This window comes from uncultured Tateyamaria sp. (genome assembly GCF_947503385.1).
Taxonomy (GTDB): domain Bacteria; phylum Pseudomonadota; class Alphaproteobacteria; order Rhodobacterales; family Rhodobacteraceae; genus Tateyamaria.
Genome location: NZ_CANNDO010000001.1, coordinates 93,677 through 120,097, shown reverse-complemented (window position 1 = coordinate 120,097; position 26,421 = coordinate 93,677). Strand labels below are relative to the sequence as shown.

Sequence of the window (26,421 nt, the reverse complement as noted above, 5' to 3'; positions counted from 1 at the left end):
CATGCTGTGCCAACGTGGCGGCATGAACATGGAACGCGTTGAAATCCGGCTGCCGTCGCAGCTTCTGTTTGCGGCACAGACCCTCGCTGGGGCGCGGGATGTGTCCCTTGGTCAACTGGTTCGCGATGCGTTGGATCAGGAAGTGCGACGATCTGCCAAACCGAAGACGCGCACATGCGCGGATGAGGCGCTCGTCGCGCGCTTGCAGCGGCTCCTCGCTGCGGACATCGCCAGTGCCACATCCTGGGCACATCTGGAGCGTTTATTGCGGTCGCGTGGCTACAAGGTCGAACCGGCGGGTGGTGGGTTGAACTTGCATGATGCGCAGGGCCGCCGTTTGTGCAAAACGTCCGAACTCGGGTTTGGCTATGGCCGTCTGGTCAAACGCTTCGGTGCACCGATGCCAGGCCATCCGCACCGTATGGCCCATTTGCTTGCCGGAGCCCGCGACGTCGCGGACTCCGATGATTTCGACGTGTTCGAGCCGTTCTAACCCTTCTTGAGCACCCGGTTGCCCAGAAGTTCTGCGATCTGCACGGCGTTCAGCGCAGCACCTTTGCGCAGGTTGTCGCTGACGCACCAGAAGTTCAAACCGTTGTCTATTGTGGAATCCTGACGGATGCGGCTGATGAACGTGGCAAAATCGCCGACACATTCGATCGGCGTGACGTAACCGCCGTCCTCGCGCTTATCGATCACCATGATGCCCGGCGCTTCGCGCAGGATATCGCGCGCTTCGTCCTCATCGAGGAAATCCTCGGTCTCGATATTCACCGCCTCGGAATGGCCCACAAACACAGGGACGCGCACGCAAGTGGCCGTGACCTTGATCTTGGGATCAACGATCTTTTTCGTTTCGGCGACCATCTTCCACTCTTCTTTGGTGGAGCCGTCATCCATGAACACGTCAATATGCGGGATCACGTTGAACGCGATCTGCTTCTGGAACTTCTTTACCTGAATGTCAGATGTCGGATTGTAGACCGCCTTGGTCTGGTCCCACAGCTCATCCATCCCTTCCTTGCCCGCGCCGGACACGGATTGGTAGGTCGACACCACCACACGCTTGATCGTCGCGCGGTCGTGCAGTGGTTTCAGCGCCACAACCATCTGCGCGGTGGAGCAGTTCGGGTTGGCGATGATGTTCTTCTTTGCATAACCCTCGATGGCGTCGGCGTTCACCTCGGGCACAATCAGCGGCACGTCCGGATCATAGCGGTAAAGCGACGAGTTATCGATGACCACGCAACCGGCCTTGGCGGCCTTGGGCGCATATGTCTTGGTCGCGTCGGAGCCGATGGCAAACAGCGCCATGTCCCACCCCGTGAAGTCAAACGTGTCGAGGTCCTTCGTCTTCAGCGTCTCATCCCCAAAGGACACTTCCGTGCCCAGCGAACGACGGCTTGCCAGAACGGCAATCTCGTCCACAGGAAACTGGCGCTCGGCCAGAATGTTCAGCATTTCGCGGCCCACATTGCCGGTGGCGCCCGCGACGACGACACGATACCCCATAATTGACTCCTTTTCGGGTAGGTGCGTGCGCCTTATACCCAAAGGATGCTGGGGGGAAGGGGCCGTTAGTCGCGGCTGTCGCGGGTGAGGGCATAGAGCATCACACCAACCAGCAACGCCGCCGCAAAAAAGCCAAGGATGGCTGTGTAGGGCGCCGTTGGATCACCGCCCGCCGTTGCCGTGTGGATGCGCCCCGAGATGGTCTGCATCACGCCCACGCCGCCAATGCCAAACAGGTTCATCAACGTGACACCCCGCCCGGTCAGGTGAACTGGGAAAAAGCTGCGCGCATGGGCGATGATCACTGGAAATGTCGCGCCGAAAAACCCAATGGCGGACATCAGCGCGATGGACAGCCACGGGTCCACACCAATCCACGTGATGAGGGCGGCGAGCAGGGCCACCGTGATAACGTTGCCGCCAAAAACCACCCATTTGCGGGTGCCAAGGATGCGATCCAGTGGCCCATACGCGATGGTGCCCACGATCATGGCAAGGCTCATCACCAACGTGCCGACGCCAATCTGTGCCACGCTCATGTCGAATACGTCGCGCAGGTAGGGCCCGATCCACAGGCCGCGCACCGCGGCGACAGGCGCATAATTGACGAACATCAACGGAAAGATCAGCCACAGGATCGGCATTCGCAACAGGTCAAACAAAGACCCCGCGCCAGCGGTTTCGGCCCGCGCCGGGTCCCGGATCGTCACAAGGCACCCAAGTGCGATCACAGCGCTGACCGCCGCAAGCGCCCACATGGCGTTACGCCAACCGATGGTTTCGGCGGCAAAGGCCATCGGGTAGCTTGAAATCAGGTTGCCGATGGTGCCGACTCCGATCATCAGCGCCGCAAGGGTGGCGAATTTCGCCGGGTCAAATTCACGCGCAAAAATGTAAAAGCTTGCCATGAGCACGGGCGAACAGCCGATACCGATCAACAACATCGCCGCGTGTATGTAGATCGGGCCTTGCGCCACAGCAAACAGCGCCGCCCCACCGCCGCCTCCGATCAGGAACAGCCAGCCCGCTGTCCGGCGCGGGCCAATCGTGTCCAGTGCCCAGCCCACGGGGATCTGCATCGCGGCAAAGGACAGAAACCAAATGCCAGATGCCGTGGCCAGCACATCCGGCCCAACGCCCAACGTATCCTGCAACGGGGCCGTCAGCACGGCCAGAAAGGCGCGAAAAAACTGGCTGAGCACATAGGCCAGCGCCAGCAAAAGCAATCCGGTGTTCATGATGTCTCCGATCCCTTGCCGTGACGTGGCATGGGACCCGGGCTGACGCAAGGTGGATTGCCGTGCTAGGCTGATCCGAATTGACGGAGTGCCCCCATGTTCTACGACACTTTGCCCCGGCATCAGGCCTTTGCGCCGCTGGCAGATCCGGCAAATTACACGCCGCTGCCCGCGGATTGGGTTGTGGGCACCTCCGACATCGTCGGCTCGACCAAGGCGATATCCGAAGGGCGCTACAAAACCGTGAACATGATTGGCGCGGCTGTCATCTCGGCCCAGATCAACGGGGCCGAAGGCCGGGCATTTCCCTATGTGTTTGGCGGGGACGGTGCCGCATTCGCCCACCCGCCGGAACATGCAGATGCAGCGCGCGCGGCGCTGGCAGCGGTGCAGGTCTGGGCGCGCGAAGAGTTCGATATGGGCCTCCGCGTCGGGCTCTATCCCGTATCGGACATCCGAGCGGGCGGGCGCGAGGTCGCCGTGGCGCGCTATCAGGTGACGGACGGCGTGGATTACGCGATGTTCGCCGGCGGCGGCGTCGCATGGGCCGAGGCGCAGATGAAAGCGGGGCAGGACACCGTGCCTGCTGCCCCTCCGGGCACCAAACCCAACCTCGAAGGGCTAAGCTGCCGCTGGAGCCACATGAAAGCGCGGCAGGGCACGATCCTCTCCGTTCTGATCCAGCCCGCCCCCGGCGCGCCACCAAAAGCGGTGGCAGGCGTGATCGAAGAGGTGCTGGAGGTTCTGCGCCACCTCGACCGTGGCGGTCACCCGATCCCGCCCGAAGGCCCGGCGCTCACATGGCCCAAAAACGCTGCTGACATGGAGGCGCGCGTGCCTCAGGCAGACGGCGCAGCGCCCAGCAAGGGCAAAGTCACATTCGAACTGCTCATGGCATTCCTGTTTCTCAAGACCAACCTCAAGCTGGGCGGCTTTGATCCCGGCCATTACCGAAAGGTCGTGGGGCTGAACGCCGATTTTCGCAAGTTTGACGATGGGCTCAAGATGACCATCGACTGTGACGCGGCGACAGTGGCGCGCCTGCGCGCCGTGCTTGAGGCGGCAGAGGGCGTCGTGCAGTTTGGCCTGCATGAACAGGACGAGGCGATGATGACCTGCATCGTGCCCTCGATCATGGAGGACACCCATGTGCATTTCATCGACGGTGCGGCGGGCGGGTATACGCAGGCCGCGCTGGGGCTGAAGGGCGGGTAGATTTGATGCCGCCCCTGCGCTAGGTGTCACGCCATGACCTTGTTTCACCTTGCCTTTAACGTCGCCGATCTGGATGCCACCCGGGCCTTTTATGGCGACCTGCTGGGCTGTGCCGAAGGGCGTAGCACGGACACATGGGTCGATTTCAACTTTTTCGGCCACCAGATCAGCTGCCATCTGGGCGCGCCCTTTGCCAGCGCGCCCACTGGCAAGGTGGGCGATCACGATGTGCCGATGCCCCATTTCGGCGCTGTTTTGCCGATGGCCGATTGGCGCGCACTCGCCGACCGGTTGGACGCGGCAGGTGTTGATTTCGTGCTTGCCCCGCACGTCCGGTTCGAAGGACAGCCCGGTGAACAGGCCACCATGTTCTTGACCGATCCGTCCGGCAACCCGATCGAGATCAAGGGCATGACCGATCTTGCACGGGCTTTCGACACATGAGCGTCAACGTCCTCTTCGCCGCAACCAAAGCCCGCTGGGAAGAATACCGCGACCCCCTGCACGCCGCGCTGTCCGAAGTGGGCGTAACGGCGAAAATCGACATCGATATGGCCCCTCGCCAAGTCGACTACATCGTCTATGCCCCGAATTCCGAGGTGCAGGATTTTACCCCATACACCCGGGCCAAGGCGGTGCTGAACCTTTGGGCCGGGGTCGAGGCGGTGGTACATAACCCAACCCTCAAAATCCCGCTTTGCCGGATGGTGGACCCGGCCCTGACCCAAGGCATGGTGGAATGGGTGACCGGGCACATCCTGCGCCTGCATCTGGGCATGGACGCCCACATCACCGCCAGCCCCGGCACGTGGAGACCCGTAGCGCCGCCACTGGCCTTTGACACGCGCGTAACGGTTCTTGGCTTGGGCGAGCTGGGCCTCGCCTGCGCCGAAGCGCTCAAGGGGCTTGGCTTTGACGTCGCAGGTTGGAGCCGGACGCCGAAGGACATTCCGGGGATTACCGGTTTTCACGGCCTCGATGAGGCGCTCGCGCGGGCTGACTACGCGGTGCTGCTGCTGCCTGCGACATCAGACACCGAAAACACCCTGAACGCGCGCACATTGGCGCTGATGCCCGCCGGGGCGCGCATCCTCAACCCCGGCCGCGGTCCACTGATCGACGACAAGGCGCTGCTCAATGCGCTCGACACCGGACATATCGCCCACGCCACGCTGGACGTGTTCCGGACCGAACCACTGCCACCGGGCCACGGCTATTGGCACCACAAATCTGTGACCGTCACCCCCCACGTGGCGTCCGAAACCCGCGCCGCCTATTCCTCGAAAACCGTGGCCGAAAACATCCGCCGCGGCGAAGCCGGTGAACCCTTCCTGCACCAGGTGGACCGCCGCGCAGGCTACTAGGCTTCTTCTGACCGAAAATACCACGGGGGTTTGGGGGCAGAGCCCCCATTCAACACATGAATCGCGTGCGCGTCAGCGCGCCTTAGGGATCACGCCGCCAGCCCGCGCCCTTTCAAAAGTGCGTCCACACCCGGAAGCCGTCCGCGAAACGCGATATACAATTCCGCCGCATCCACACTGCCCCCGGTGCTCAGAATATGCTCTTCTAGTGCCGCCGCACGATCCGCGTCAAACGGTCCGCCCGCCTCCTCAAAGGCGGCAAAAGCATCGGCATCCATCACCTCGGACCACATGTAGCTGTAATAGCCCGACGAATAGCCGTCCCCGGCAAAGACATGCGCAAAATGCGGCGTGGCGTGGCGCATCCCAATGGCGCGGGGCATCCCGATCTCTTCCAGCACCTGCGCCTGTTTCTGCATCGGATCCGCCGGTGCCGGTCCATCGTGAAAGGCCAGATCAACCAGCGCTGACGCCACATATTCCACCGTCTGGAACCCCATGTCATAGGTCGCCGCCGCCAGAACCTTGTCCAGCAGATCCTGCGGCATCGCCTCACCCGTCTCGGCATGGGTGGCAAATTCGCGCAGGACCTCCGGTACCTCCAGCCAGTGCTCATAAAGCTGGCTGGGCAACTCGACAAAATCACGCGCCACAGACGTGCCCGAGATGCTTTCATAGGTCACATCCGACAGCATCTGGTGCAACGCATGGCCAAACTCGTGAAACAGCGTCCGCGCGTCATCATAGCTCAGAAGCGCAGGATCGCCCTTGGCAAAGTTGCACACGTTGATAACAACCGGCGTCTGCGCCTGCGGAAACTTGGCCTGCGCCCGCATGGCCGAACACCACGCCCCGGACCGTTTCGAGCCGCGCGCGAAATAGTCCCCGATAAACACTGCCACATGCCGCCCGTCCCGCGTCACCTCCCACGCCCGGCAATCCGGGTGATAAAGCGGCACGTCCAATGGTTTGAACGCCAGCCCAAACAGACGGGTCGCGCAGGCAAAGGACGCCTCAATCATGCGGTCGAGCTGAAAATACGGCTTCACCTCGGCCTCATCGAGATCATGCAGCGCCTTGCGCCGCTGTTCTGCGTAATACCGCCAGTCCCATGGCTCCAGCGGCCCGTCTATGCCGTCCGCGCGCAGCATCTGTTCCAGCACCGCGCCGTCGTCCTCGGCGCGGGCGCGGGCCGGGTCCCAGACAGACATCAGCAGGTCCCGCACGGCGGCCGGTGTCTTGGCCATCTCGGTTTCCAGCTTGTATTCGGCAAAACTCGCGTAGCCCAGCAACTGCGCCCGCTCTTCCCGCAATTTCAGGATTTCAGCGGCGATGGCGCGGTTGTCGGTGGCCCCCCCGTTGGCTCCACGGGCAGCCCATGCGCGATACGCCTTTTCGCGCAAGTCCCGGCGCGGCGAGAATTGCAGAAATGGCGTGATCAGCGACCGCGACAGCGTGACCACCGGCCCACCGGCCTCTTTCTCATCACCGGCGGCGCGGGCCGTGTCCACGACAAAGCCAGGCAACCCCTCAAGGTCCGCCTCGGACAGCGGCATGAACCAGTCGCGCTCATCCGCCAGCAGGTTCTGCGTAAAGGCGGTGCCCAACTCAGCCAGCCGACCCTTCATCACTTTCATCCGTGCGTCCGCCGCACCCTCCAGCGCAGCCCCCGCGCGAACATAGTTGCGGTGGGTCAGCATCAGCACGCGCGCCTGCTCATCGGTCAGATCAAGCGCGTCACGCGCTGCCCACACAGCGGCCACGCGGGCAAAGAGCGCCTTGTTCCCGGCAATCTCGGCAAAATGCGCCGCCAGTCTGGGGGAAAAATCCCGCTGCAACGCTTCGCGTGCGGGGGTGCTGTCGGCACCCGCAACGGTGAAAAAGGCACCCAGAACCTTGTCCAACCCCGCGCCAGCGGCTTCCAGCGCCTCGATCGTGTTGGCAAAATCGGGCGCCGCGTCATTGCCCGCGATGGCGTCGATGTCCGCGCTGTGCAGTGCCAGCGCCGTGTCCAGAGCAGGGGCAAAGTCATCGTCGGTGATCCGGTCGAACGGGGCAATGGCAAAGGGCGTGTCCCAGTCTTGCAGCAGCACGTTGGTCATCTTGCTCTCTCCTTTGGTCAGACCGTAGGCCGGGCTTCAGCCCGGCACATGGCCACATGTCGCACACGCATCGCGCCGTTTCAGTGTGATCTTGCGGCTTTCGCCATAAAGCGCGTCGTAAATCACCATCTCACCGCGCAGGGGCGTGCCTGCGCCGGTGATCAGCTTGATCGCCTCAACCGCCATCATCGTGCCGACCACCCCGGGCAGCGGACCGATCACACCCGCCTCGGCGCAATTCGGGGCCAGATGCGCGGCGGGCGCTTCGGGAAAGACGCAGCGATAACAGGGCGCGCCATGGGCGGGGTCAAACACGCTCAACTGTCCTTCCCATTGGGTCAGCGCACCAGAGATCAGCGGGATGCCGCGCGCCACAGCGGTCTCGTTCACCAGATAGCGCGTGTCGAAATTGTCGGTGCCGTCGATCACCAGATCGTAATCCGCCATCAGGTCGCCCGCGATCTCCGCCGTCAGACGCCGGTGATAGGGGCGCACGGTGACAAACGGGTTCTGTGCCTCCATCGCGGCTTGGGCAGAGAAGACTTTGGGCACGTCAATATCCGCATCGCGGTGGATCACCTGCCGTTGCAGGTTGGCGTTTTCGACGATGTCATCGTCGATCACCCCGATGGTGCCAACACCGGCAGCGGCCAGATATTGCAGCACCGGCGCGCCCAGACCACCCGCGCCCACAACCAGCACCCGCGCCTCCTTGAGCGCCTTCTGTCCGATGCCACCCACCTCCCGCAGGACGATATGGCGGGCATAGCGGTTCAATTCGGCATCGGAAAACGGCCCGGTCTGATGGGCCGGTGCGGCCTCGGCCTCTGTTTGCGCAACCCGTGCGCGCAAACGGCCAAGACCCTGACGGTACGCCCAGATCAGCGCGGCAAAGCCGCCAAGGATCAACCAGAACGCCGGGCTTTCACCCGTGGCCACGCGCAACGGGTGACCTGTGGGCAGCGCAATCTGCACAGCCAGAACCGCCACATACAACAGCCCGATCATCAGCCAGCGTGCCTTGTGCGGCGTGCCCATCAGGTGCCCAACCCCCCAGAGGGCCGCAGCGATAACAAGAACAAGGATCATCCGCGCCCCGTGCTGCCAAATCCGCCCGCGCCGCGGGCCGTATCGTCGAGGGTCTCAACCGCGTCAAAGGCCGCTTGCACAACGGGGGCCAGCACCAGTTGCGCGATGCGCATCCCATGGCTGACCTCGAACGGGTCAGCGCTTGTGTTCAGCACGATGATCCCAACCTCACCGCGATAGTCGCTGTCGATGGTGCCGGGGCTGTTGACCAGAGAAATCCCGTGTTTCAGCGCCAGCCCGGACCGGGGCCGCACCTGCACCTCGTAGCCGCGCGGAATGGCCATTGCAATGCCTGTCGGGATCAGCGCCCGCGCGCCGGGAGCGACCGTGACGGTCCGGCCATCGGGCAGGTTCGCGCGGATGTCGGCACCCGCAGCGCCGTCAGTCTCATAGCCGGGCAGGGGGATGTCCGGATCGGCCTGCGCGGTGCGCATCAGTTTCAGAGGAACGTTTTGCATTCTCATCTTGCCAAATAAACTCATTTCCAACGCTGGCCAGAGGGTGCGGCGATCAGGTCAGCGCATCCGCAATCCGCTGCGCGAGCTGTTGCGCCACCCGGCCTTTGGCCATGCGCGGCCACGGTTCTGCGCCGTCTTGCGTGATCAGGGTGATCGCATTCTCGGTCCCGCCCATGATCCCTGTTTCGGGCGACACGTCATTGGCCACGATCCAGTCGCACCCTTTGCGCGTCCGCTTGGCCGTCGCATTGGCCACGACATCATCCGTTTCGGCGGCAAAGCCGACGACTAGGCCCGGACGACCGTCGACCATCTGCGCCACATGGGCCAGAATGTCCGGATTTTCCGCAAAGCGCAGGGTGGGCAGGGTGCCCTTTTGCTTTTTCATCTTGCTGTCCGAGGCGCGGTCCACCCGCCAATCCGCGACGGCGGCCGCAAAAATGGCCGCGTCCGCGGGCAAGGCTGCGGTGACGGCGTCCTGCATCTCTTGCGCGGTCTCGACCGCCACGATGCGCGCGCCCTGCGGGGCCGCAACGGTGGCAGGGCCTGTGACAAAGGTCACATCGGCACCAAGGTCCAGCAACGCTGTCGCAATCGCGGCCCCCTGCGCACCAGAAGACCGGTTGGCGATATAGCGCACCGGATCAATCGGTTCATGGGTCGGGCCGGAGGTGATGAGGACATGTTTGCCGCTCATGGGTCTGGGACCGAAATGCGCCTCCACAGCCGCCACGATCTCCAGCGGTTCGGACATGCGACCGGGGCCAAACTCACCGCAGGCCATGTCGCCGTCATTGGGGCCGATGACCGTCACACCATCGCGGCGCAACTGCGCCAGATTGCGCTGGGTCGCGGGGTGGTCCCACATGCGGACATTCATCGCGGGCGCGATCATCACCGGCGTGTCGGTGGCCAGCAACAGGGTCGAGGCAAGATCATCCGCACGGCCCTGCGCCATCTTGGCCATGATGTCCGCCGTTGCGGGTGCCACAAGGATCAGATCGGCGGACCGCGACAGCTGAATATGCCCCATCTCCGCCTCGTCCGTCAGATCAAATAGGTCGCGATAAACCTTTTCTCCGGCCAGCGCCGACACGGCCAATGGTGTCACGAACTGTTCGGCGGCGCGCGTCAGCACCGGGGTCACAGCCGCGCCCCGTTCGCGCAGGCGGCGGATCAGGTCGAGCCCTTTATAGGCGGCAATGCCACCCGTGAGGATCAGGAGGATGCGTTTGTCCTGCAGCATGTCCGCGCTCCGGCAAGTCAGTTGACGCGACCATAGGCGCAGTGCGGGACAAGGACCAGAGGGGGGAACGGGGGGCAGAGGGTGGGAAGGGGGCCAGCCCCCTCGCGCTGACGCGCTCACCCCCGGGATTTCAGGAGACAGAGACAGGGACCGGATCAGCCCTTGGGGGAGAATGCGGCGCAGGGATCGTCGCGGGCAGGCGTGGGCGCATCTGTCAGCGTTCGGTCGAACGTGCCTTGGGGCGGTCTGCCCGCTTCGCCCTGGCCAATGCTGTCGACCCGCAGACCGGTCCGCGCGGCTTCAAGATAGACCGGCACACCCCAGTCGGTGCGGGCGTGCCCGTTGCCGGTGATCAGGACCACGGGCGCGCCGTAGGTGTCCAGCGCGTCGATCACCGCGCGCGCAAAGGCGGCATCGCGCAGGCGCTGCGCCTCCACCATGCCGCCCATCATCTCGGGTGGCATCGCCGTACAATGGGCATCGAATTGCAGGGATTCGCGCGCGCTTTGTTGTGCCGCGGGCAGTGGGGTGGTCAGGCCGAAACGGCCCGCCTCCGGCCCAAAGCTCCGGGCCGCTCCGTCGGAGAATGCGGCGCGCATATCGGCACGTGACAGGGCCGCGCCAACAATGACAGGGCTTTGAGCCAGAACGTCGGCATAGTCTGCGATGTTGGACCAGTGAAACCCTTGGGTTGCTGCGGTCATCGCGTCGGCTGTGCGGTCCACATCTGCCAGTTGCGCGGCCTCATCCGGGGTCAGCATTTCGAACACAACCGCCTTGGGCCGCATTTCGATCAGGGCATTGCGCTGTTGTGCGTGGTGGTGCGGGTTGTCGTGCAGTTCACCGATGATCAGGACATCGCCTGCCCAGTCGCTCCAGACGGTGGACGCGAAAACGGCCAGCGCATAGATCAGGATCGCCCCCGCGCTGGCCGCAGCCATGATGTATCTCTGGATCATACGAGGAAGTGATGCACTTCCCGGCTCTGGTTTTCCAGCGACTTGCGCATCTTGCCAAAGGCCGCAGCCTCAAGCTGGCGCACGCGCTCTTTGGACAGGCTCAACTCCTGACCAAGGCTTTCCAGCGTGCGGGGATCATCGCGCAGCTTGCGTTCGCGCACGATGAACCGTTCGCGTTCGTTCAGCGCATTTAACGCGGACAACAACCATGCACGCAGCTGTTCGGTGTCGTGCTTGTTTTCGACCAGCTCAGCCGCCTGCGCCCCGTCATCTTCGAGCGCGTCAATCCATTCGCGCCCCTCGTCGTCGACCGATTGCGTCGCGTTCAGCGAATAGTCGGAGCCGGACAGGCGTCCTTCCATCATCTCGACATCGTGCAGGGGCACACCGATCTCGGTCGAAATCATCTGGCGCAGCTGGTGCTTGTCCAGCGTCTCTCCGGCGGCGGCGCTTTCGCGCTCCAGCCGCGCCTGCACCCGGCGCATATTGAAAAACAGGGATTTCTGCGACGAGGTTGAGCCGGTGCGCACCATCGACCAATTGCGCATCACGTAATCCTGAATGGACGCTTTGATCCACCACACGGCGTAGGTGGAAAACCGCACGCCGCGGTCAGGGTCGAATTTATCGGCCGCTTTCATCAGGCCAAGGCCCGCCTCTTGGATCAGGTCGTTCATCGGAGCGCCGTAGCGCTTGAACTTGGACGCCATGGAGATGGCCAGCCGCATATAAGCGGTGATCAGGCGATGCAGCGCGGCCTCGTCCCGATCGTCGCGCCACGCATAAGCGAGGCGCAATTCGGTTTCAGCGTCGAGCAGTTCCGCTTTCATTGCGGTGCGCGACAGTGACATGTCGCGTACGTTGTCTAGAGCCATGCGAGCATCCCCCTGTGGATGTAAGTCTTGTTTTGCGCACTTGTCTTGTCTACGCACCGAAACGCCGATTGGTTCACTTGGAAGATGAAAAAATGTTGCCACCTTTGACACTCGTGCTAGGCGGCGCTGCTTCGGGCAAGTCGGCAGCGTCCGAAAAGTTGATCGTTAACAGCGGGTTATCGCGGATCTATCTGGCGACGTCGCAAATTTGGGATGCGGAAATACAGCTTAAAGTTGACCAGCACATTTCTGATCGGGGCGACGGGTGGCGCACAATCGAAGAACCTGTGGCGGTCTGGACGCCCCTGTCGGCGCGCGCCGCGGGCGAGGCGGTCTTGCTGGATTGCGCCACCATGTGGCTGAGCAATGTCATGCTGGGGGAACATGATCTGCCGCAGGCTCAGGCGCGGTTTTTGGACGCGCTGGCGACGTGCAAGGCCCCTGTGGTTGTCGTGTCGAACGAGGTGGGGCAGGGGATCGTGCCCGACAATACGCTGGCCCGCGCCTTTCGCGAGGCGCAGGGGCGGCTGAACATCGCGCTGGCGGCACAGGCGGATTGCGTGCTGCATGTGTTGGCCGGACTGGTGCAGGTCCGCAAAGGAGAGATGCCATGACGACCTGGCACTGGGTACGGCACGGCCCGACCCATCAAAAGACCTTCACCGGATGGCGCGACGTCCCGGCGGACCTGTCGGACGCGCGTGCGGTGTCGCGCTTGGCGGCGTTTTTGCCGGGCGATGCGCTGGTCGTGTCGTCCGATCTGGACCGCTGCGTGCGTACGGCGGATGCGCTGGCGCTTGGCCGTACACGCCTGCCCCACGATCCGGGCCTGCGCGAGTTTCACTTTGGCGCGTGGGACGGCGTCCATTTCAACACCGTGGCCGCACAGGACGAAGCGCTAAGCCGTCAATACTGGGAAACGCCCGGTGATCACGCGCCCCCCGGCGGCGAAAGTTGGAACGCGTCGGCGCAGCGTGTGGCCGTTGCCGTGCAGCGGATCGCGGCCACGTACCAGCCCAAGGACATTATCGTGGTCGCGCATTTCGGAGTGATCCTGACGCAGGTGCAGGCCACGCTTGGCGTCACGGCGGAACAGGTTCTGGCCCACAAGATCGACCCGCTGAGCGTCACAACCCTGCGCCCCGCAGACGGTGTGGTGGAGCGGATCAATCACAGTCCGTGATTCCCGATCTCACAAATGGGCATTTGGCGGGCTGCGACTGGTCTGCGTAACGTCTGCCCCATGACTTATGATCTCTTTATCGGTGACCGGACGTTTTCAAGCTGGTCCTTGCGCGGTTGGCTCATGCTTGAGAAATTCGGCCTGCCATTCCGCACCCACTTGGTCGGCCTGTTTGACGGGACGATGGCAGATGACATGGCGGACCTTGCGCCCGCGCGGCTTGTCCCTGCGCTGCGTCTGCCGGACGGCACGGTGGTTGGCGAAACCATGGCCATCGCGGAAACCCTGCACGAACGGCATCCTGATGTGGCGATGTGGCCTGCCGATCCTGCCGCCCGCGCCACGGCGCGGTGGCTGTCGGCGGAAATGGCCTCGGGCTTTGGTGCGCTGCGGGTCGCCTGCCCGATGCAACTGTCCCACGTAAAAGAAGGTTTTGCCCTGCCCGACGACGTGGCTGCGGATCTGGCGCGGATCGAAACGCTATGGGCCCATGCGCGGGCTTTCGCGGGCGCGGGGCCATGGCTTTTTGGGGCGTATTCGCTGGCCGATGCGTTTTACGCCCCGGTCTGTGCGCGGATTGTGGGCTATGACCTGCCGGTCAGTGACGGGGCGCGGGCCTATTGCCAGACAACCATCTCGGATGCGGCCTTTCAGGCATGGCGCGCCGAAGGGATAAAGGTCACTTATGACACCGTTCCCTACGAAATGGATCTTCCCACCCGTCCCTGGCCAGTCTGACCTGCGCTGTTAACCAATCGTAAACCGGGCGCCGCTAACCGTTAACCATAAGCAGCAGAGGTGCATATGGCGGCGCGGGCGTACACGGTGGCATTTCAGGGGGTCGAAGCGCGAGAAGTCGAGGTGCAATGCGCCATGGTGCCGGGCCTGCCGGGCTTTGCCATCGTGGGACTGCCGGACAAAGCCGTGTCAGAGGCGCGCGACCGTGTGCGCGCCGCACTCAGTGCGCTGTCCATCGCCCTGCCGTCCAAGAAGGTGACAATCAACCTGTCACCTGCGGATTTGCCCAAGGAAGGCTCGCATTTCGATCTGCCTATCGCGCTGGCATTGCTGGCCGCGATGGATATCCTGCCCAAAGACGCGGTGGAAATGACCGTCGCATTGGGGGAATTGTCGCTGGACGGCACGCTGGTGCCGGTGATCGGTGCCCTGCCGGCTGCCATGGCGGCGGCGGAACAGGATCGCACGCTGCTCTGCCCCGAAGGATCAGGGGCCGAAGCCGCGTGGGTCGACGCGGCACAGGTCATCGCGGCCACCGATCTGGGCGATGTTGTGCGCCACTACACAGGACAGGCCCCGTTGGAACCCGCAACGGCGGGTCAGTTGGCGGCGGCGGATCACGGGCCGGACATGCGGGACGTCAAAGGGCAGGAGCGGGCCAAACGCGCGCTGGAAATTGCCGCAGCCGGGCGGCACCACGTGCTGATGGTCGGCACACCGGGGTCGGGCAAATCCATGATGGCGGCGCGCCTGCCCGGTATCCTGCCGCCACTCACGGCGATGGAGGCGCTGGAAACTTCGATGATCCACTCGCTCGCCGGGCTTTTGGACGCGGGCGGCATTTCCATGGACCGCCCGTTTCGCGAACCGCACCACACCGCGTCCATGGCAGCCATTATCGGCGGCGGGCGCGGGGCCAAGCCGGGGGAGGCGTCGCTTGCCCATAACGGGGTGCTGTTCATGGATGAGTTTCCGGAATTTCCCCGCACCGTCCTCGAAACCCTGCGCCAGCCCATCGAAACGGGCGAAGTCATGGTCGCACGCGCCAACAACCACGTGAAATACCCCTGCCGCTTTATGCTGGTGGCCGCGGCGAACCCCTGCAAATGTGGCTATCTCAGCGACGCGGCGCGGGCCTGCGCGCGTGCGCCGGGATGCGGCGATGACTATCTGGGCCGGATATCGGGGCCGCTCATGGACCGGTTCGACCTGCGGGTCGATGTGCCGCCCGTCACCTATTCCGACCTCGACTTGCCCGCCGACGGCGAAACCTCCGCAGCCATTGCGACGCGTGTGGCGGCGGCGCGTGCGGTGCAGGCAGCACGCTTTGCGGATCATGGACTGCGGCACAATGCAGACCTGTCCGGCGGGATGTTGGACAGGTTCGCGCAACCCGATGCGGACGGGCGCGCGCTGCTGACCAAGGCGGCAGACCGCTTTGGACTGTCGGCGCGCGGCTATCACCGGGTCATGCGGGTGGCGCGCACCATCGCCGATCTGGACGGCTCCGAAAGGGTGCAGCGTCCACATATCGGCGAGGCGATCAGTTACCGCGTCGGCTCTTTCGAACTGGCCTGAGCCCTGATCCAAACGGCCAGATTGGCCAATGTGGCCCGTGCCTCGGGCAGCAGGTTGTGAAAGATCGGCCAGACATGCGGCAGATCATGCTCTTCGACATAAGTGACCGCGACGCCTTGCGTTGTCATCCGGTCGACAATGCGGCGGCTGTCATCCAGCAGAATCTCTGTGGTCCCGGCGGTGATCCAGACGGGCGGTGCGCCGGTAAAATCGGCGTGCAGCGGGCTGACATCAGACTGCGCCGGGTCGACACCGTTCAAGTAAAGTCTTGTCATCTCGGGGATGCGCTCGGCGGGCAACTCCACGTCTGCGTCCGCGTTTGTGCGGATGCTGTCGCCGGAGAAACTCAAATCGGTCAGCGGTGAAAAGGCAAAAACGCCTGCGGGCAAGGCGGTGCCTTTGCGCAACAGGCGCGCCAGAAGGGTCAGGGCCAGCCCTCCGCCCGCGCTGTCTCCGCCGATCAGGATGCGCGCGCCCGGATGTTTGGCCAGAACGGCATCATAGACCGCTTCGGCAAAGTCGGGCGCGGCCGGATAGGGGTGTTCGGGCGCCAGTGGGTAGCGGGGCAGGACAGCCGGTGCTCCGACGCGCCGCGCGAGGGTCGCCAGCATCGCGGAATGGGTTTCCGGCGCGCCAAACACGTAACCGCCGCCGTGAAAGTAGAGCAGGACACTGTCCGACCGGACCATACGCGGGGTGACATATAGTGCCTCGCCGGGTCCCAGCGGGCGCGTCTCGAACCGGGTGCCAACAGGGGGGTGGAAAAACAGCCGCGCCTTGATGCGAAAGCTGCGCCGCAACGCCTCCGGGCTGGTGGCCTTGCGCAGATGCGGCTTTTCGGTCAGTCGCAGATAGCGATTGAGAACAGGCCTGATCCAACTCATGCAAGCCGCGCGTCGATGGCATCCCAAATCGCACCGGCCACGTTCAGCCCGTCGAACCGCTCCATTTCCTGAATGCCGGTGGGCGAGGTCACATTGATTTCAGTCAGATAGTCGCCAATGACGTCAATGCCGACAAACACCTGACCCTTTTCCTTCAGCAGCGGACCAATGGCCGCGCAAATCTCGTGGTCCCGGTCGCTCAGGCCGATCTTCTCGGGCCGTCCGCCCACGTGCATGTTCGACCGCGTCTCACCGGCCGCCGGAACACGGTTGATCGCCCCGATGGGGGCGCCATCGACAAGAATAACACGCTTGTCGCCATTGGACACGTCGGGCAGGAACTTCTGCACGATCAGCGGTTCACGCGAAAAGCCGGTGAACAACTCGTGCAGCGATGTCAGGTTGCGGTCATTGGCATCAAGGCGAAAGACACCCGCGCCGCCATTGCCGTAAAGCGGTTTCAGGATCACGTCACCATGGCGCGCCTTGAACGCCTTGATGGTCTCCAGATCGCGCGCAATTGTGGTGGGCGGGGTGAGGTCGGGAAAATCCAGCACCAGCAGCTTTTCGGGATAGTTGCGCACCCAGAACGGGTCGTTGACGACCAGAACATCGTTCTTCAGCCGGTCCAGCAGATGCGTGGAGGTGATGTAATGCATGTCAAAGGGCGGATCCTGACGCAGCCAGACCACGTCGAAATCCGCCAGATCGACGACGCGCCGTGGCCCCAAAACGGCCGGATCACCCGCAACGCGCTGCACCGTCATGTCATGCCCGCGCGCGGTTATCCTGCCTTCTTCGTAGGCAAGCTGGTCGGGTCCGTAGAAAAACAGGTCATGCCCGCGTGCCTGCGCTTCTTCGGCAAGCCGGAAACTGCTGTCGGCGTTGATGTCCACACCCGTTATCGGGTCCATCTGAAAGGCGATCTTCATGGGGCTACTCTCCGGCAAACTGCGCTTTAGATGGCGCAGCCGCGGCGGAGGTGCAATGAATTTGGCCTGTGCGCCCGCGCAGGGGGCGCTCGCAGATCACAGACCACCTGCGAAAAAGTTCTCGTGAACGCAAATCTCACCCACGGCATTGACCAGCGCCACATCCAGCCGGGATGGTGTGAAAACACCGTCCGGCAAAGTGCAAAGATACTGTTCCGCCGTGGCGAATAAACGACGCGCCTGCGCCGTCGACAAATGTGACAACGCCTGATCGAAAGTCCTGCTTTTCTTGACTTCGACAAAGACAATGACACCTTCCGCGTCGCGCAATACCAGATCCAGTTCCCCCCGGCCCGCGCGCCAGCGTTCGGCCAGCACGACACAGCCTTGCGCACGGTAGCGTGCAGCCACCTGTTCCTCCGCCGAGAGGCCCGCGTGATAGGCGCACTGCCCGCGCGCCACCCGCGCGGCATCGCCAAAGTCCCGCGCATGAAAGGCCATCGTCATCCCCTTGCACTACGGTGCCGGACGGTCCCGCACCAGTTCCAGCGCGCGCTGGTAGACGCGGCGCCGGGGCACATCCAGACTGTCCGCCACGAAACTGGCGGCATCCTTCGTCGACATCGTACCCAGTGCCGCTTTTAACGCACTATCAATGTCGATTTCCCTAACGCTTCCCCGTTCGCCCCGCGCAATCAGCACCACAATCTCGCCTTTGACCGGATGCGAGTCGAGGTCATTTGCCAGTGTTTCGAGGGTGTTGGTGCGGATTTCCTCGAACCGTTTGGTCAGTTCCCGGCACATTGCACCGTGCCGGTCGGCCCCAAACACCTCTGCGGCATCCAGCAACATGGCGCGCAGCCGTTTGGGTGATTCGTAGAACACCAGCGTCGCTTGCACATCGCGCAGGGCGGTCAGCGCTTTTTTGCGCGCGGCTTGGGTGTTCGGCAAGAAACCGGCAAAATGAAACGCGTCCGTCGGCAGCCCCGCCACAGCCAGCGCCGTCACCACGGCGGACGGGCCGGGCGCACAGGTCACCGGCACTCCGGCCGCGCGCGCCGCGCGGGCCAGTTCAAACCCGGGGTCCGCGATCCCCGGCATTCCCGCTTCGGACGCATAGGCCACGCTCTGGCTCTGCGCCTTGTCCACAAGGCGCTGCACCGCGTCGGCACTGGAGTGGTCATGCAGCACCTCGATCCGCCGCCCCTCCAGCGGGACGCCGTGAATGTCCATCAGTTTGCGCAAACTGCGGCTGTCCTCGGCGGCCAGCACGTCCGCCGATGCCAGCACATCCAGCGCGCGCAGCGTGATATCACGCGCCGTCCCAATGGGCACCCCGACAAACCAGAGCCCCGGCTTCAGACCGCTCTTGATAAAATTCAACGCTGGACCCGCCCTTTTTGACGTCTATTATCCGCGCCAGAAATGACACGGGCCGCCTGCACAGGACAACGCCCATGCACCCGGGAGTGATTGTATTCATGTTTGCGTTTTTCGACACCTTGCGCAAGGCGACCCGCCGCGCCGTTCTGATGCCGCTGGCCGCCCTCGCGCTGGCCGCCTGTGATCCGTCGGCCCTGACCACCATCGGCAGCGGCGCGGGCGGCCCCCGCATCGACACCTCGCAGCCGATACCGGTGGCCCTTCTGGTGCCCCGCGGCTCCGGTCAGGCCAGTGACGATCTGCTGGCCCGCAACCTCGAAAACGCGGCCCGGCTGGCCATGCGTGACCTCAACGGGGTCGAGATTGACCTGCGCGTCTACGGCACCGCAGGCAATGCGCAAACCGCAGCCAGTCAGGCCGCGCTGGCCGTCAACGACGGCGCGCGCATCATCCTTGGCCCGCTATACGCCGAGGCCGCCAACGCGGCAGGCGTCGCTGTCGCGCCGCAGGGCGTGAACGTTCTGGCCTTTTCCAACAACACCACAATCGCGGGCGGCAATGTCTTTGTCCTTGGCGCCACTTTTGACAACACGGCGGGCCGTCTGGTGAATTATGCCGCGTCGCAGGGCCGGAACCGGATCGTCATCGTCCACGCACAGGACGTGTCGGGCCAATTGGGCCGCAACGCGATCCAGCAGGCCATTTCGCGCAGCAGCGCCACCCTTGTCGGCACCGTTGATTACCCGCTGTCGCAACAGGGCGTCGTCGATTCCGTGCCACGGGTCAAGGCCGCCGTGGACAGCGGTGCCGCGGATTCCGTGTTCCTGACCACCACCAGCTCGTCGGCCCTGCCGCTCTTGTCGCAGCTTTTGCCCGAGGCGGGCGTGTCGCCGTCCAGCACCCAGTTCATCGGCCTTGCCCGTTGGGATATCCCGCCGCAAACGCTGGACCTGCCCGGCGTGCAGGGCGGTTGGTTCGCGCTGCCGGATCCCGCACGGTCTGCCGCGTTCCGCCGCCAATACGAAGGCGCCTATGGCAGTGCGCCGCACCCGCTGGCCGGTCTTGCCTTTGACGGCATCGCAGCCATCGGCGCGCTGGCCAGCCAAGGCCGGTCCAACGCGCTGACCGGGGCCGCCCTGACGCAAGGTGCCGGGTTCCAAGGGGCGAACGGCGTGTTCCGCCTGCGGCCCGATGGGACGAACCAGCGCGGTCTGGCCGTGGCCACGATCCGCGACAACAAGGTCGTTGTGGTCAGCCCCGCGCCAAACGGATTTGGCGGTGCCGGATTCTAAAGGGGCGGACCAGCGTGCAACAGGACCGGGTGTGGTGAGTGCCGCGGCAGAGACCGCAGCGCCCGCCCCGGCGCCCGACCTGATCTGCGACCGGTCCGTGATCTTTGATCAGGCGGCGTTTGACGCCTTGCTGGGCGCGCAGCACGCGGCCCCCGCAGCCGAGGCGCGCGCCGCCATCGTCGCCCATCTGCGCGCCGCGCAGAAGGCGGGGCGCACAGCAATTGCCGACGCCTTCCGTGCCGATCCGTTTCGGTCACGCCCGACCACGATGGGCTATACGTTTCTCACCGACAGCCTTGTTACGTCCACCTTGCGTGCCGCGATGGAGGTGCTGCATCCCAACCCCACCCCGACAGAAGGCGAACGGCTCGCCGTGATCGCGGTGGGCGGCTACGGCCGGGGTGAAATGGCGCCTTTCTCGGATGTCGATCTGCTGTTTCTGACGCCGTACAAGATCACGCCATGGGCCGAGACGGTGATCGAGGCGACGCTGTATATGCTCTGGGACCTCAAGCTGAAGGTCGGCCATTCCAGCCGCACGATCCGCGACTGCCTGCGTCTCGGCGGTGAGGATTTTACAATCCGCACCGCGATGCTCGAACAGCGGTTCCTGTTCGGCGACGTCGCGCTGGCAGAGGCGTTGGACACGCGCCTGCGCACCGATCTCTTTAGCGGCACAGAGCGCGCCTTTATCGAGGCCAAGCTGGCCGAACGCGACGCGCGCCATGTGCGGCAAGGCCAGCGCTATGTGGTCGAGCCAAATGTGAAGGAGGGCAAAGGCGGGCTGCGCGATCTGCAATCGCTGTTCTGGATCGGCAAGTATATCCATCAGGTGCAGGACGCCGCCGAACTGGTGCCGCTGGGCCTGCTGGCCGAGGACGAGTTCGAGGATTTCGTCGCCGCCGAGGATTTCCTCTGGGCCACGCGCTGCCACCTGCACCTGCTGGCGGGCCGCCCTACAGAACAGCTGACCTTTGACATGCAGGTCGCCGTGGCCGAGGCCATGGGCTACGAAGACGGGCAGGGCCGGCGCGCTGTTGAACGGTTTATGCAGGACTATTTTCGCCACGCCACGCAGGTGGGCGACCTGACCCGCATCTTTCTGACCAAGCTGGAGGCGGACCACCTCAAGGCCGAACCGCTGCTGGAGCGGTTGTTCAAGCGCAAGCCGCGCGTGCGCGCCGGGTACGAGGTGATTGGCAACCGCCTCGCCATCTCGGACCCGTCGGATTTCCTCAGTGACAAGCTGAACCTCCTGCGCATCTTCGAAGAGGCACTGCGCACGGGGATGCTGATCCACCCGGACGCCATGCGCCTGATCAAATCGAACCTCGACCTGATCGACGAAGACATGCGCACCACCGCCGAGGCGCAGCGCATCTTTCTTGACCTGCTGCTCAAACACGGCAATCCGGAACGCGCGCTGCGGCGGATGAACGAACTTGGCGTGCTCAGCGCCTTTATCCCCGAATTCGAACACATCGTCGCGATGATGCAGTTCAACATGTACCACTCGTACACCGTGGACGAACACATCATTCAGTGCATCGCACAGCTTGCCATGATCGAGAAAGAGGAACTGGTCGAGGACCTGCCCGTCGCCTCTTCGATCCTCAAGGAAGGGGTCAACCGCCGGGTGCTCTATGTGGCGCTGCTGCTGCACGACATCGGCAAGGGCCGGGACGAGGATCATTCGATCCTCGGCGCGCAGATGGTGCGCAAGATCGCGCCGCGTCTGGGTCTGAAACAGGACGAGGTGGACACCGCCGAATGGCTCGTTCGCTACCACCTTCTGATGTCCGACATGGCCCAGAAACGTGACATCGCCGACCCGCGCACCGTGCGCGACTTTGCCAAGGCGGTGCAGACGGTCAAACGGCTCGACCTGCTGTGCGTGCTCACCGTATGCGACATCCGCGGCGTCGGGCCGACCACGTGGAACAACTGGAAGGCCGTGCTGATCCGGGCGCTCTACCGACAGACCCGCCGCGCGCTTGAGGACGGGATGGAGGCGCTGACCCGCGAGGGCCGCGGCACAGAGGCGAAAAAGACCCTGCGCGAGGCGCTCGCCGACTGGCCGCGCAAAGATGTGCAGGCCGAGGTGGCGCGCCATTACGACCCCTATTGGCAGGGCCTGCACGTTACCGCGCATGTGGTGTTCGCGGAACTGCTGCGCAACATCGGCGACAACGAAATTGTCGTGGACCTGCACCCGGACGAAGACCGGGACGCCACCCGCGCCTGTTTCGTTATGCCCGACCATCCGGGCATCTTTGCCCGCCTCACCGGCGCGCTGGCGCTGGTCGGGGCCAACGTGGTCGACGCCCGCAGCTATACGACCAAGGACGGGTTCGTGACGGACGCGTTCTGGATTCAGGACGCCGACGGCAACCCCTATGACCCCGCCCGCCTGCCGCGCCTGCGCAAGATGATCGAACGCACGCTGGCCGGTGAGGTGGTCACCCGCGAGGCGATCAAGGACCGCGACAAGGTCAAGAAACGCGAAAAGGCGTTCCGCGTGCCCACGCACATCACCTTCGACAACGAAGGCTCCGACATCTACACGATCATCGAAGTGGACACCCGCGACCGCCCCGGCCTGTTGCACGACCTCACCCGGACACTGGCGGCGGCCAATGTCTATATCGCCAACGCGGTCATCGCCACCTATGGCGAACAGGTCGTCGACACGTTCTACGTCAAGGATATGTTCGGGCTGAAATACCACTCCGAAAGCAAACAGCGGTCGCTGGAAAAACGGCTCCGCGCCGCGATTGTCGAAGGGGTGGAGCGCGCCGCTAACTGACGCGCCGCCTTCAGCCCCTCCGGGGGCGGTGGATCACCCATAAGGCGATGGAATAGAAACCAAATTGCAGGCTCAGATAGCCGGTCTCCATCACCAGATAGGCCCATGGCTGCGCCGTCGACTGCTTGGCCAGAAAGGCCAGCACGTGACAGGTCCAGTAAAACGCGCCCAAAGTCAGGCCAAAGGTCAGCGCGCGCCGCATCTCACCGCCCGGCAGCGCGATGCGCTTGTACAGCAGCGCAAGCAGGATCGCCTGCGCGGTGATGGTGGCCAGACCCAGTGCCAAGTCGGGATCGCCATCGAAATAGCCAAAGGCGTGATACCGCTCTTTGAACAGGACAAGGTGCCACAGGATCGCCAGCGGAAAGACGATCCCGACATAGGCACCGACCGACAGCACAAACCGGGCCATCGTCAGGCGTCCACGCGCGTGGGTTGGCCGGGCCACGCATGGATTGCCCCCAGCACCACGCCGAACAGGGTGAACTGAACCGCGCCCACCACCGCCTCGACCGCGATCCATGCGCGGATGTCCGGGACGGTGTATTTGGCAGGCTCCACCAGCGCGATATAGCTTACAAGGAACACGCCAAAGGCAAGGGCGATCGCCAGACCGTCTGTCACCCGCGCCCGGCGGGGATGCCAGCGGTGCAGGGCAACAGACATGATCCCGCCCTGCACGACCATCGCGGCCAGGCCCATCGGGATAACCGGATCAGCGCGCAAATGGGTGATGGCGGCGAAATGATCCGCGTTCACCGCAAAATGCGACAGCCCCTGCGCCGCAAAACTGACAACGGCAAAGGCCAGTACCGACAGGATATGGCGCAGGATCATGCCGTGTCCGCCCGCGTCCACAGGGCCAGCACCGCGCCGCCCGGATCCTGCACAAAGGTCGCGCGGCCCGCGGGGCCCGCCATATCCTCGGCCAGAACGGTGCCGCCCGCGTCGCGGGCGCGCTGCGTCTCGGCGGCCAGATCGGTGACTTCGACATAGGGCACCCAGCCGGAGACTTGCCCCATCGTGTCGCCCATCGCGGCAAAGGGTCTGTCGGCCCCGCGGGCCGTGACAATCGACATGCCGCCCATGTCACCGGGCGTCCAGCCGAACAGGGTGGACATGAATTCGGTCGTTGCTGCGGAGGCGGGCCCAAGGTTGTCGAACCAGACAAAGGGATTGGTCATCGTGATTCCTCTTGTTTTTTGCAAGTGTAATTTGGATAGCGCGGAGTGCTTTCATTTTGCAAGTATATTTTCGCGCCCTATATTGCGCCCATGACCAAGACCGACCGCGCTCACTGGAACGGATGCCCCACGCGCTATGCGGCGGGGATCGTTGGCGACAAATGGTGCTTTTTGCTGATGCGGGACGTGTTGCTGCACGGCAAACGCACCTACAGCGAATTTCTGTCGGGACCCGAAGGCATTTCGACCAACATCCTCGCCGACCGTCTGTCACGGCTGGAACGCAACGGTCTGCTGGACCGCCGCACCGACCCGCGCAAAGGCAGCCGCGTGTGCTATTTCCCGACGCGCAAGCTGCGCGATCTGTTGCCCGCATTGCTGGCCATGATGGTGTGGTCGGTCAAATACGATGCCGACACCGAGGCACCGGACAGCTTTGCCGCCAGCTTTGTTGCCGATCCGGCGGCGACCATCGCGTGGTACGAGGCAGACATTGACCGCGTGGATCAGGACATTCTGGGGGCACCGGCGGAATAGGCCATGCCGGTTTGCGGAACGGGGCGCACGTCTTTTTTGTGCCTCTGCGGTATCTTTTGACCGGGCGCACTCGTCTCTCTTCTGAACCCCATCTTCAGGAGACCACAGAATGACCCTCGCTTCGAAAAAGGTTATGATCACCGGCGGCACCCGCGGGCTGGGAGGCGCAATGGCAGTCGCTGCCGCACAGATGGGGGCAGAGGTCTGGGCGCTGGGCCGCGATCCCGACGATCTGGCCGCCATGGCGCGGCAGTCCGCCCATATTCATCCCATGCAACAGGACGTCACCGCGGATGATGCTGCGGTCCGCGCCTTTGACACGGTGCTGCCCGACATTCTGATCCTGAACGCCGGGGCAGTGCCGCACATGGCACCGGTACATATGCAGACATGGGACGCGTTCTCCGGCAACTGGCAGACCGACACGAAATCGTCCTTTACCTTTGGCACAGCGGCACTGACACGGCCCATGGCACCCGGTGGCCTCGTGGTGACGATTTCCAGCGGTGCGGCGCTGGCGGGCTCCTTTGCGTCGGGCGGTTACGCCGGGGCGAAACGGATGCAGTGGTTTTTGTCGAACTACCTGCAACGCGAGGCGGATGAACTGGACCTCGGCCTGCGATTCCTGACCATTTTGCCATTGCAGCAGTTCCGGGAAACCGAGATCGGGCAAGCGGCCTCCAGCGGCTACGCCGACCGGCTGGGCATATCGCAGGACGCTTTTCTTGACCGCTACACCAATCCGCTGACGCCAGCGGGCTTTGCCGCACACGCCATGGCCGTAATCACCGACCCGCAATACAGTGACTGCCAAAGTTTTGGCATCAACGGTGCCGGCATCGAACGTCTGGACAAAGCGACATGACACAGACCGGCCCCAATGGCCTCGCGGACACGCAGATCGCAGCGATACGGCCACGGTTGCACCGCTACAGCGCGCGCATGTTGGGGTCGGCCCTTGATGCAGAGGACGTGGTGCAGGACAGTCTGGCCAGCGCGCTGGTCAACTGGCCCGCAGGCGGGGTGCGCAATGTGGAAAGCTGGCTGTTCCGCATCGTCCACAATCGCACCATCGACCACATGCGCCGCACCGAACGGGTCCGGATGGAACCGCTGCCGGAACAGCCCATCGCGGACGACACCCCGCCCCCGCTCGAGGCGCGCGAACTGGCAACCTTTGCCCTCACCGTGTTCCTGCAACTGACGCCGCTGCAACGCAGTGCGCTGATCCTCAAGGACGTGATGGGCCATTCGCTGGCGGAAGTGTCCGAAATGCTCGACGTGTCGGTCGGCGGCGTAAAATCGGCCCTGTCGCGCGGGCGCGACAATCTTCGGCGCATCGCGCCCGACCGGGACACGGCGGACACCGCAGCGCTGCCCGTTGCCGACGCAGACCGGTTGCACGACTATGTGGACCGGTTCATCGGGCGGGATTTTGACGGGATACGCGCGCAATTGCTGGCCGATGTCAGCCTCGACCTTGTGGGGCGCGTGCGCCAGCAGGGGGCAGGGCCGGTGGGCCGCTACTTCTCCAACTACAGCGACATTGCCCTGATGTCCGCCCGCCCTGTCACCGTCGAAGGCCACCCCGCGATGCATATCACGGACGGCGACGGCGACTATGTTGTGATCCTCGGCTGGCGCGGCGGGCGCATCGCCCGCATCCGCGATTTCCGCTACGCGCGATACGTGATGGACAGCGCCCGGATGGTGCCGCTGGCCTGATCCCCCCGGACGACCAACCGGACGGCTGCCGCCTCTGAACACCCGTCTACCGAACGCAAGCGCCACCGCCCGCGCGGCAAAGCCGGTTGCCATCCCGCCCGCGTTCTTTCAACGTCACCTC

At 64.0% G+C, this 26,421-nt stretch carries 28 protein-coding genes; 13 read left to right on the top strand and 15 right to left on the bottom strand.

Annotated elements, in window-relative coordinates; genetic code table 11:
- Nucleotide 1 precedes the first annotated feature (1 nt).
- Nucleotides 2–493 carry a hypothetical protein gene (locus Q1A85_RS00640; RefSeq protein ID WP_299684012.1) on the top strand — a complete coding sequence of 164 codons (492 nt, stop codon included), beginning with the start codon at nucleotides 2–4 and terminating at the stop codon, nucleotides 491–493.
- Here the strand turns inward: Q1A85_RS00640 and Q1A85_RS00635 are convergent.
- Both Q1A85_RS00635 and Q1A85_RS00630 read right to left on the bottom strand, forming a co-directional pair.
- Complete coding sequence (locus tag Q1A85_RS00635; RefSeq protein WP_299684010.1) at nucleotides 490–1,512, bottom strand: aspartate-semialdehyde dehydrogenase; 1,023 nt, start codon at nucleotides 1,510–1,512, stop codon at nucleotides 490–492. The genes Q1A85_RS00640 and Q1A85_RS00635 overlap by 4 nt on opposite strands.
- A 65-nt stretch (nucleotides 1,513–1,577) precedes the next feature.
- Complete coding sequence (locus tag Q1A85_RS00630) at nucleotides 1,578–2,750, bottom strand: MFS transporter (protein ID WP_299684008.1); 1,173 nt, start codon at nucleotides 2,748–2,750, stop codon at nucleotides 1,578–1,580.
- 96 nt (nucleotides 2,751–2,846) lie between these two features.
- On the opposite strand from Q1A85_RS00630, the gene Q1A85_RS00625 reads away from it, so the two are divergent.
- The 3 genes from Q1A85_RS00625 to Q1A85_RS00615 are packed head-to-tail and all read left to right on the top strand — an operon-like array spanning nucleotide 2,847 to nucleotide 5,329.
- Nucleotides 2,847–3,965, top strand: coding sequence for a DUF3095 domain-containing protein (locus tag Q1A85_RS00625; protein ID WP_299684006.1), 1,119 nt, complete (start codon nucleotides 2,847–2,849; stop codon nucleotides 3,963–3,965).
- A 33-nt stretch (nucleotides 3,966–3,998) separates the two neighbouring features.
- Nucleotides 3,999–4,409 (top strand): VOC family protein, encoded by a 411-nt coding sequence (locus Q1A85_RS00620; RefSeq protein ID WP_299684004.1) that lies wholly within the window; start codon nucleotides 3,999–4,001, stop codon nucleotides 4,407–4,409.
- A complete protein-coding gene (locus Q1A85_RS00615; RefSeq protein WP_299684002.1) occupies nucleotides 4,406–5,329 on the top strand; it encodes a glyoxylate/hydroxypyruvate reductase A in 924 nt (307 codons plus the stop codon). Before Q1A85_RS00620 ends, Q1A85_RS00615 begins: the two co-directional genes overlap by 4 nt.
- Before the next feature lie 89 nt (nucleotides 5,330–5,418).
- On the opposite strand, the gene Q1A85_RS00610 is transcribed toward Q1A85_RS00615, so the two are convergent.
- From Q1A85_RS00610 to Q1A85_RS00585, 6 genes are all read right to left on the bottom strand, one after another.
- Nucleotides 5,419–7,431: a M3 family metallopeptidase gene (locus tag Q1A85_RS00610; RefSeq protein WP_299684000.1), complete on the bottom strand. Its 2,013-nt coding sequence runs from the start codon at nucleotides 7,429–7,431 to the stop codon at nucleotides 5,419–5,421.
- Nucleotides 7,432–7,467: 36 nt separating this feature from the next.
- A complete protein-coding gene (gene moeB / locus Q1A85_RS00605) occupies nucleotides 7,468–8,520 on the bottom strand; it encodes a molybdopterin-synthase adenylyltransferase MoeB (RefSeq protein WP_299683998.1) in 1,053 nt (350 codons plus the stop codon).
- Nucleotides 8,517–8,978 carry a dUTP diphosphatase gene (gene dut / locus Q1A85_RS00600; RefSeq protein WP_299683996.1) on the bottom strand — a complete coding sequence of 154 codons (462 nt, stop codon included), beginning with the start codon at nucleotides 8,976–8,978 and terminating at the stop codon, nucleotides 8,517–8,519. The genes moeB and dut overlap by 4 nt, the downstream gene beginning before the upstream one ends.
- A 52-nt stretch (nucleotides 8,979–9,030) precedes the next feature.
- Nucleotides 9,031–10,224: a bifunctional phosphopantothenoylcysteine decarboxylase/phosphopantothenate--cysteine ligase CoaBC gene (gene coaBC / locus Q1A85_RS00595; protein WP_299683994.1), complete on the bottom strand. Its 1,194-nt coding sequence runs from the start codon at nucleotides 10,222–10,224 to the stop codon at nucleotides 9,031–9,033.
- A gap of 155 nt (nucleotides 10,225–10,379) precedes the next feature.
- The gene (locus tag Q1A85_RS00590) at nucleotides 10,380–11,183 is read right to left on the bottom strand and encodes a ChaN family lipoprotein (RefSeq protein WP_299683992.1); all 804 of its coding nucleotides are present in this window, start codon (nucleotides 11,181–11,183) and stop codon (nucleotides 10,380–10,382) included.
- Complete coding sequence (locus tag Q1A85_RS00585) at nucleotides 11,180–12,058, bottom strand: RNA polymerase factor sigma-32 (protein WP_299683990.1); 879 nt, start codon at nucleotides 12,056–12,058, stop codon at nucleotides 11,180–11,182. Before Q1A85_RS00585 ends, Q1A85_RS00590 begins: the two co-directional genes overlap by 4 nt.
- A gap of 113 nt (nucleotides 12,059–12,171) precedes the next feature.
- Here Q1A85_RS00585 and Q1A85_RS00580 point away from each other — a divergent pair, with 113 nt between their 5' ends.
- From Q1A85_RS00580 to Q1A85_RS00565, 4 genes are all read left to right on the top strand, one after another.
- Complete coding sequence (locus Q1A85_RS00580; protein ID WP_366140561.1) at nucleotides 12,172–12,672, top strand: bifunctional adenosylcobinamide kinase/adenosylcobinamide-phosphate guanylyltransferase; 501 nt, start codon at nucleotides 12,172–12,174, stop codon at nucleotides 12,670–12,672.
- Nucleotides 12,669–13,241: a histidine phosphatase family protein gene (locus Q1A85_RS00575; RefSeq protein ID WP_299683987.1), complete on the top strand. Its 573-nt coding sequence runs from the start codon at nucleotides 12,669–12,671 to the stop codon at nucleotides 13,239–13,241. The genes Q1A85_RS00580 and Q1A85_RS00575 overlap by 4 nt, the downstream gene beginning before the upstream one ends.
- A 60-nt stretch (nucleotides 13,242–13,301) precedes the next feature.
- Nucleotides 13,302–13,979, top strand: a complete 678-nt coding sequence (locus Q1A85_RS00570; protein WP_299683985.1) for a glutathione S-transferase — start codon at nucleotides 13,302–13,304, stop codon at nucleotides 13,977–13,979.
- A 66-nt stretch (nucleotides 13,980–14,045) separates the two neighbouring features.
- Nucleotides 14,046–15,557, top strand: coding sequence for a YifB family Mg chelatase-like AAA ATPase (locus Q1A85_RS00565; RefSeq protein ID WP_299683983.1), 1,512 nt, complete (start codon nucleotides 14,046–14,048; stop codon nucleotides 15,555–15,557).
- Here the strand turns inward: Q1A85_RS00565 and Q1A85_RS00560 are convergent.
- The 4 genes from Q1A85_RS00560 to rsmI all read right to left on the bottom strand — a co-directional run bounded on the left by Q1A85_RS00560 (nucleotide 15,527) and on the right by rsmI (nucleotide 18,756).
- On the bottom strand, nucleotides 15,527–16,441 hold the full coding sequence (locus tag Q1A85_RS00560) for an alpha/beta hydrolase (protein ID WP_299683981.1): 915 nt from the start codon (nucleotides 16,439–16,441) through the stop codon (nucleotides 15,527–15,529). The genes Q1A85_RS00565 and Q1A85_RS00560 overlap by 31 nt on opposite strands.
- Nucleotides 16,438–17,373, bottom strand: coding sequence for a glutathione synthase (gshB, locus tag Q1A85_RS00555; protein WP_299683979.1), 936 nt, complete (start codon nucleotides 17,371–17,373; stop codon nucleotides 16,438–16,440). The genes Q1A85_RS00560 and gshB overlap by 4 nt, the downstream gene beginning before the upstream one ends.
- 96 nt (nucleotides 17,374–17,469) lie before the next feature.
- Nucleotides 17,470–17,874 (bottom strand): YraN family protein, encoded by a 405-nt coding sequence (locus Q1A85_RS00550; RefSeq protein ID WP_299683977.1) that lies wholly within the window; start codon nucleotides 17,872–17,874, stop codon nucleotides 17,470–17,472.
- Between the two features lie 15 nt (nucleotides 17,875–17,889).
- Nucleotides 17,890–18,756, bottom strand: coding sequence for a 16S rRNA (cytidine(1402)-2'-O)-methyltransferase (gene rsmI / locus Q1A85_RS00545; protein WP_299683975.1), 867 nt, complete (start codon nucleotides 18,754–18,756; stop codon nucleotides 17,890–17,892).
- A 98-nt stretch (nucleotides 18,757–18,854) separates the two neighbouring features.
- On the opposite strand from rsmI, the gene Q1A85_RS00540 reads away from it, so the two are divergent.
- Nucleotides 18,855–20,048 carry a penicillin-binding protein activator gene (locus Q1A85_RS00540; RefSeq protein ID WP_299686322.1) on the top strand — a complete coding sequence of 398 codons (1,194 nt, stop codon included), beginning with the start codon at nucleotides 18,855–18,857 and terminating at the stop codon, nucleotides 20,046–20,048.
- 97 nt (nucleotides 20,049–20,145) lie between these two features.
- The gene (locus tag Q1A85_RS00535; RefSeq protein ID WP_299686320.1) at nucleotides 20,146–22,854 is read left to right on the top strand and encodes a [protein-PII] uridylyltransferase; all 2,709 of its coding nucleotides are present in this window, start codon (nucleotides 20,146–20,148) and stop codon (nucleotides 22,852–22,854) included.
- Nucleotides 22,855–22,864: 10 nt separating this feature from the next.
- Here the strand turns inward: Q1A85_RS00535 and Q1A85_RS00530 are convergent, their stop codons facing one another.
- From Q1A85_RS00530 to Q1A85_RS00520, 3 genes are read right to left on the bottom strand one after another with little or no spacing between them, the layout of a single operon-like run.
- Nucleotides 22,865–23,266 carry a hypothetical protein gene (locus Q1A85_RS00530; protein WP_299683973.1) on the bottom strand — a complete coding sequence of 134 codons (402 nt, stop codon included), beginning with the start codon at nucleotides 23,264–23,266 and terminating at the stop codon, nucleotides 22,865–22,867.
- A 2-nt stretch (nucleotides 23,267–23,268) separates the two neighbouring features.
- Nucleotides 23,269–23,691 carry a hypothetical protein gene (locus Q1A85_RS00525; protein ID WP_299683971.1) on the bottom strand — a complete coding sequence of 141 codons (423 nt, stop codon included), beginning with the start codon at nucleotides 23,689–23,691 and terminating at the stop codon, nucleotides 23,269–23,271.
- Entirely contained in the window at nucleotides 23,688–24,038 is a 351-nt protein-coding gene (locus tag Q1A85_RS00520) for a VOC family protein (RefSeq protein ID WP_299683969.1), read from the bottom strand. The genes Q1A85_RS00525 and Q1A85_RS00520 overlap by 4 nt, the downstream gene beginning before the upstream one ends.
- A 90-nt stretch (nucleotides 24,039–24,128) precedes the next feature.
- On the opposite strand from Q1A85_RS00520, the gene Q1A85_RS00515 reads away from it, so the two are divergent.
- The 3 genes from Q1A85_RS00515 (at nucleotide 24,129) to Q1A85_RS00505 (ending at nucleotide 26,300) form a co-directional block, all read left to right on the top strand.
- Entirely contained in the window at nucleotides 24,129–24,575 is a 447-nt protein-coding gene (locus Q1A85_RS00515) for a helix-turn-helix domain-containing protein (RefSeq protein ID WP_299683967.1), read from the top strand.
- Nucleotides 24,576–24,684: 109 nt separating this feature from the next.
- The gene (locus Q1A85_RS00510; RefSeq protein ID WP_299683965.1) at nucleotides 24,685–25,440 is read left to right on the top strand and encodes an SDR family oxidoreductase; all 756 of its coding nucleotides are present in this window, start codon (nucleotides 24,685–24,687) and stop codon (nucleotides 25,438–25,440) included.
- Nucleotides 25,437–26,300 carry a sigma-70 family RNA polymerase sigma factor gene (locus Q1A85_RS00505; protein WP_299683963.1) on the top strand — a complete coding sequence of 288 codons (864 nt, stop codon included), beginning with the start codon at nucleotides 25,437–25,439 and terminating at the stop codon, nucleotides 26,298–26,300. The genes Q1A85_RS00510 and Q1A85_RS00505 overlap by 4 nt, the downstream gene beginning before the upstream one ends.
- Nucleotides 26,301–26,421: the final 121 nt, after the last annotated feature.

Bases quoted from the DNA above. Each gene is read 5' to 3' on its own strand.
- Q1A85_RS00505 (WP_299683963.1), top strand. From the start codon at position 25,437: ATGACACAGACCGGCCCCAATGGCCTCGCGGACACGCAGATCGCAGCG.
- Q1A85_RS00610 (WP_299684000.1), bottom strand. From the start codon at position 7,431: ATGACCAACGTGCTGCTGCAAGACTGGGACACGCCCTTTGCCATTGCC.
- Q1A85_RS00515 (WP_299683967.1), top strand. From the start codon at position 24,129: ATGACCAAGACCGACCGCGCTCACTGGAACGGATGCCCCACGCGCTAT.
- Q1A85_RS00565 (WP_299683983.1), top strand. From the start codon at position 14,046: ATGGCGGCGCGGGCGTACACGGTGGCATTTCAGGGGGTCGAAGCGCGA.
- Q1A85_RS00620 (WP_299684004.1), top strand. From the start codon at position 3,999: ATGACCTTGTTTCACCTTGCCTTTAACGTCGCCGATCTGGATGCCACC.
- Q1A85_RS00625 (WP_299684006.1), top strand. From the start codon at position 2,847: ATGTTCTACGACACTTTGCCCCGGCATCAGGCCTTTGCGCCGCTGGCA.
- Q1A85_RS00635 (WP_299684010.1), bottom strand. From the start codon at position 1,512: ATGGGGTATCGTGTCGTCGTCGCGGGCGCCACCGGCAATGTGGGCCGC.
- Q1A85_RS00615 (WP_299684002.1), top strand. From the start codon at position 4,406: ATGAGCGTCAACGTCCTCTTCGCCGCAACCAAAGCCCGCTGGGAAGAA.
- Q1A85_RS00585 (WP_299683990.1), bottom strand. From the start codon at position 12,058: ATGGCTCTAGACAACGTACGCGACATGTCACTGTCGCGCACCGCAATG.
- Q1A85_RS00630 (WP_299684008.1), bottom strand. From the start codon at position 2,750: ATGAACACCGGATTGCTTTTGCTGGCGCTGGCCTATGTGCTCAGCCAG.
- Q1A85_RS00540 (WP_299686322.1), top strand. From the start codon at position 18,855: ATGTTTGCGTTTTTCGACACCTTGCGCAAGGCGACCCGCCGCGCCGTT.
- dut (WP_299683996.1), bottom strand. From the start codon at position 8,978: ATGCAAAACGTTCCTCTGAAACTGATGCGCACCGCGCAGGCCGATCCG.
- Q1A85_RS00525 (WP_299683971.1), bottom strand. From the start codon at position 23,691: ATGATCCTGCGCCATATCCTGTCGGTACTGGCCTTTGCCGTTGTCAGT.
- Q1A85_RS00560 (WP_299683981.1), bottom strand. From the start codon at position 16,441: ATGAGTTGGATCAGGCCTGTTCTCAATCGCTATCTGCGACTGACCGAA.
- coaBC (WP_299683994.1), bottom strand. From the start codon at position 10,224: ATGCTGCAGGACAAACGCATCCTCCTGATCCTCACGGGTGGCATTGCC.
- Q1A85_RS00590 (WP_299683992.1), bottom strand. From the start codon at position 11,183: ATGATCCAGAGATACATCATGGCTGCGGCCAGCGCGGGGGCGATCCTG.
- Q1A85_RS00530 (WP_299683973.1), bottom strand. From the start codon at position 23,266: ATGGCCCGGTTTGTGCTGTCGGTCGGTGCCTATGTCGGGATCGTCTTT.
- Q1A85_RS00510 (WP_299683965.1), top strand. From the start codon at position 24,685: ATGACCCTCGCTTCGAAAAAGGTTATGATCACCGGCGGCACCCGCGGG.
- Q1A85_RS00575 (WP_299683987.1), top strand. From the start codon at position 12,669: ATGACGACCTGGCACTGGGTACGGCACGGCCCGACCCATCAAAAGACC.
- Q1A85_RS00520 (WP_299683969.1), bottom strand. From the start codon at position 24,038: ATGACCAATCCCTTTGTCTGGTTCGACAACCTTGGGCCCGCCTCCGCA.
- Q1A85_RS00550 (WP_299683977.1), bottom strand. From the start codon at position 17,874: ATGGCCTTTCATGCGCGGGACTTTGGCGATGCCGCGCGGGTGGCGCGC.
- moeB (WP_299683998.1), bottom strand. From the start codon at position 8,520: ATGATCCTTGTTCTTGTTATCGCTGCGGCCCTCTGGGGGGTTGGGCAC.
- gshB (WP_299683979.1), bottom strand. From the start codon at position 17,373: ATGAAGATCGCCTTTCAGATGGACCCGATAACGGGTGTGGACATCAAC.
- Q1A85_RS00570 (WP_299683985.1), top strand. From the start codon at position 13,302: ATGACTTATGATCTCTTTATCGGTGACCGGACGTTTTCAAGCTGGTCC.
- Q1A85_RS00640 (WP_299684012.1), top strand. From the start codon at position 2: ATGCTGTGCCAACGTGGCGGCATGAACATGGAACGCGTTGAAATCCGG.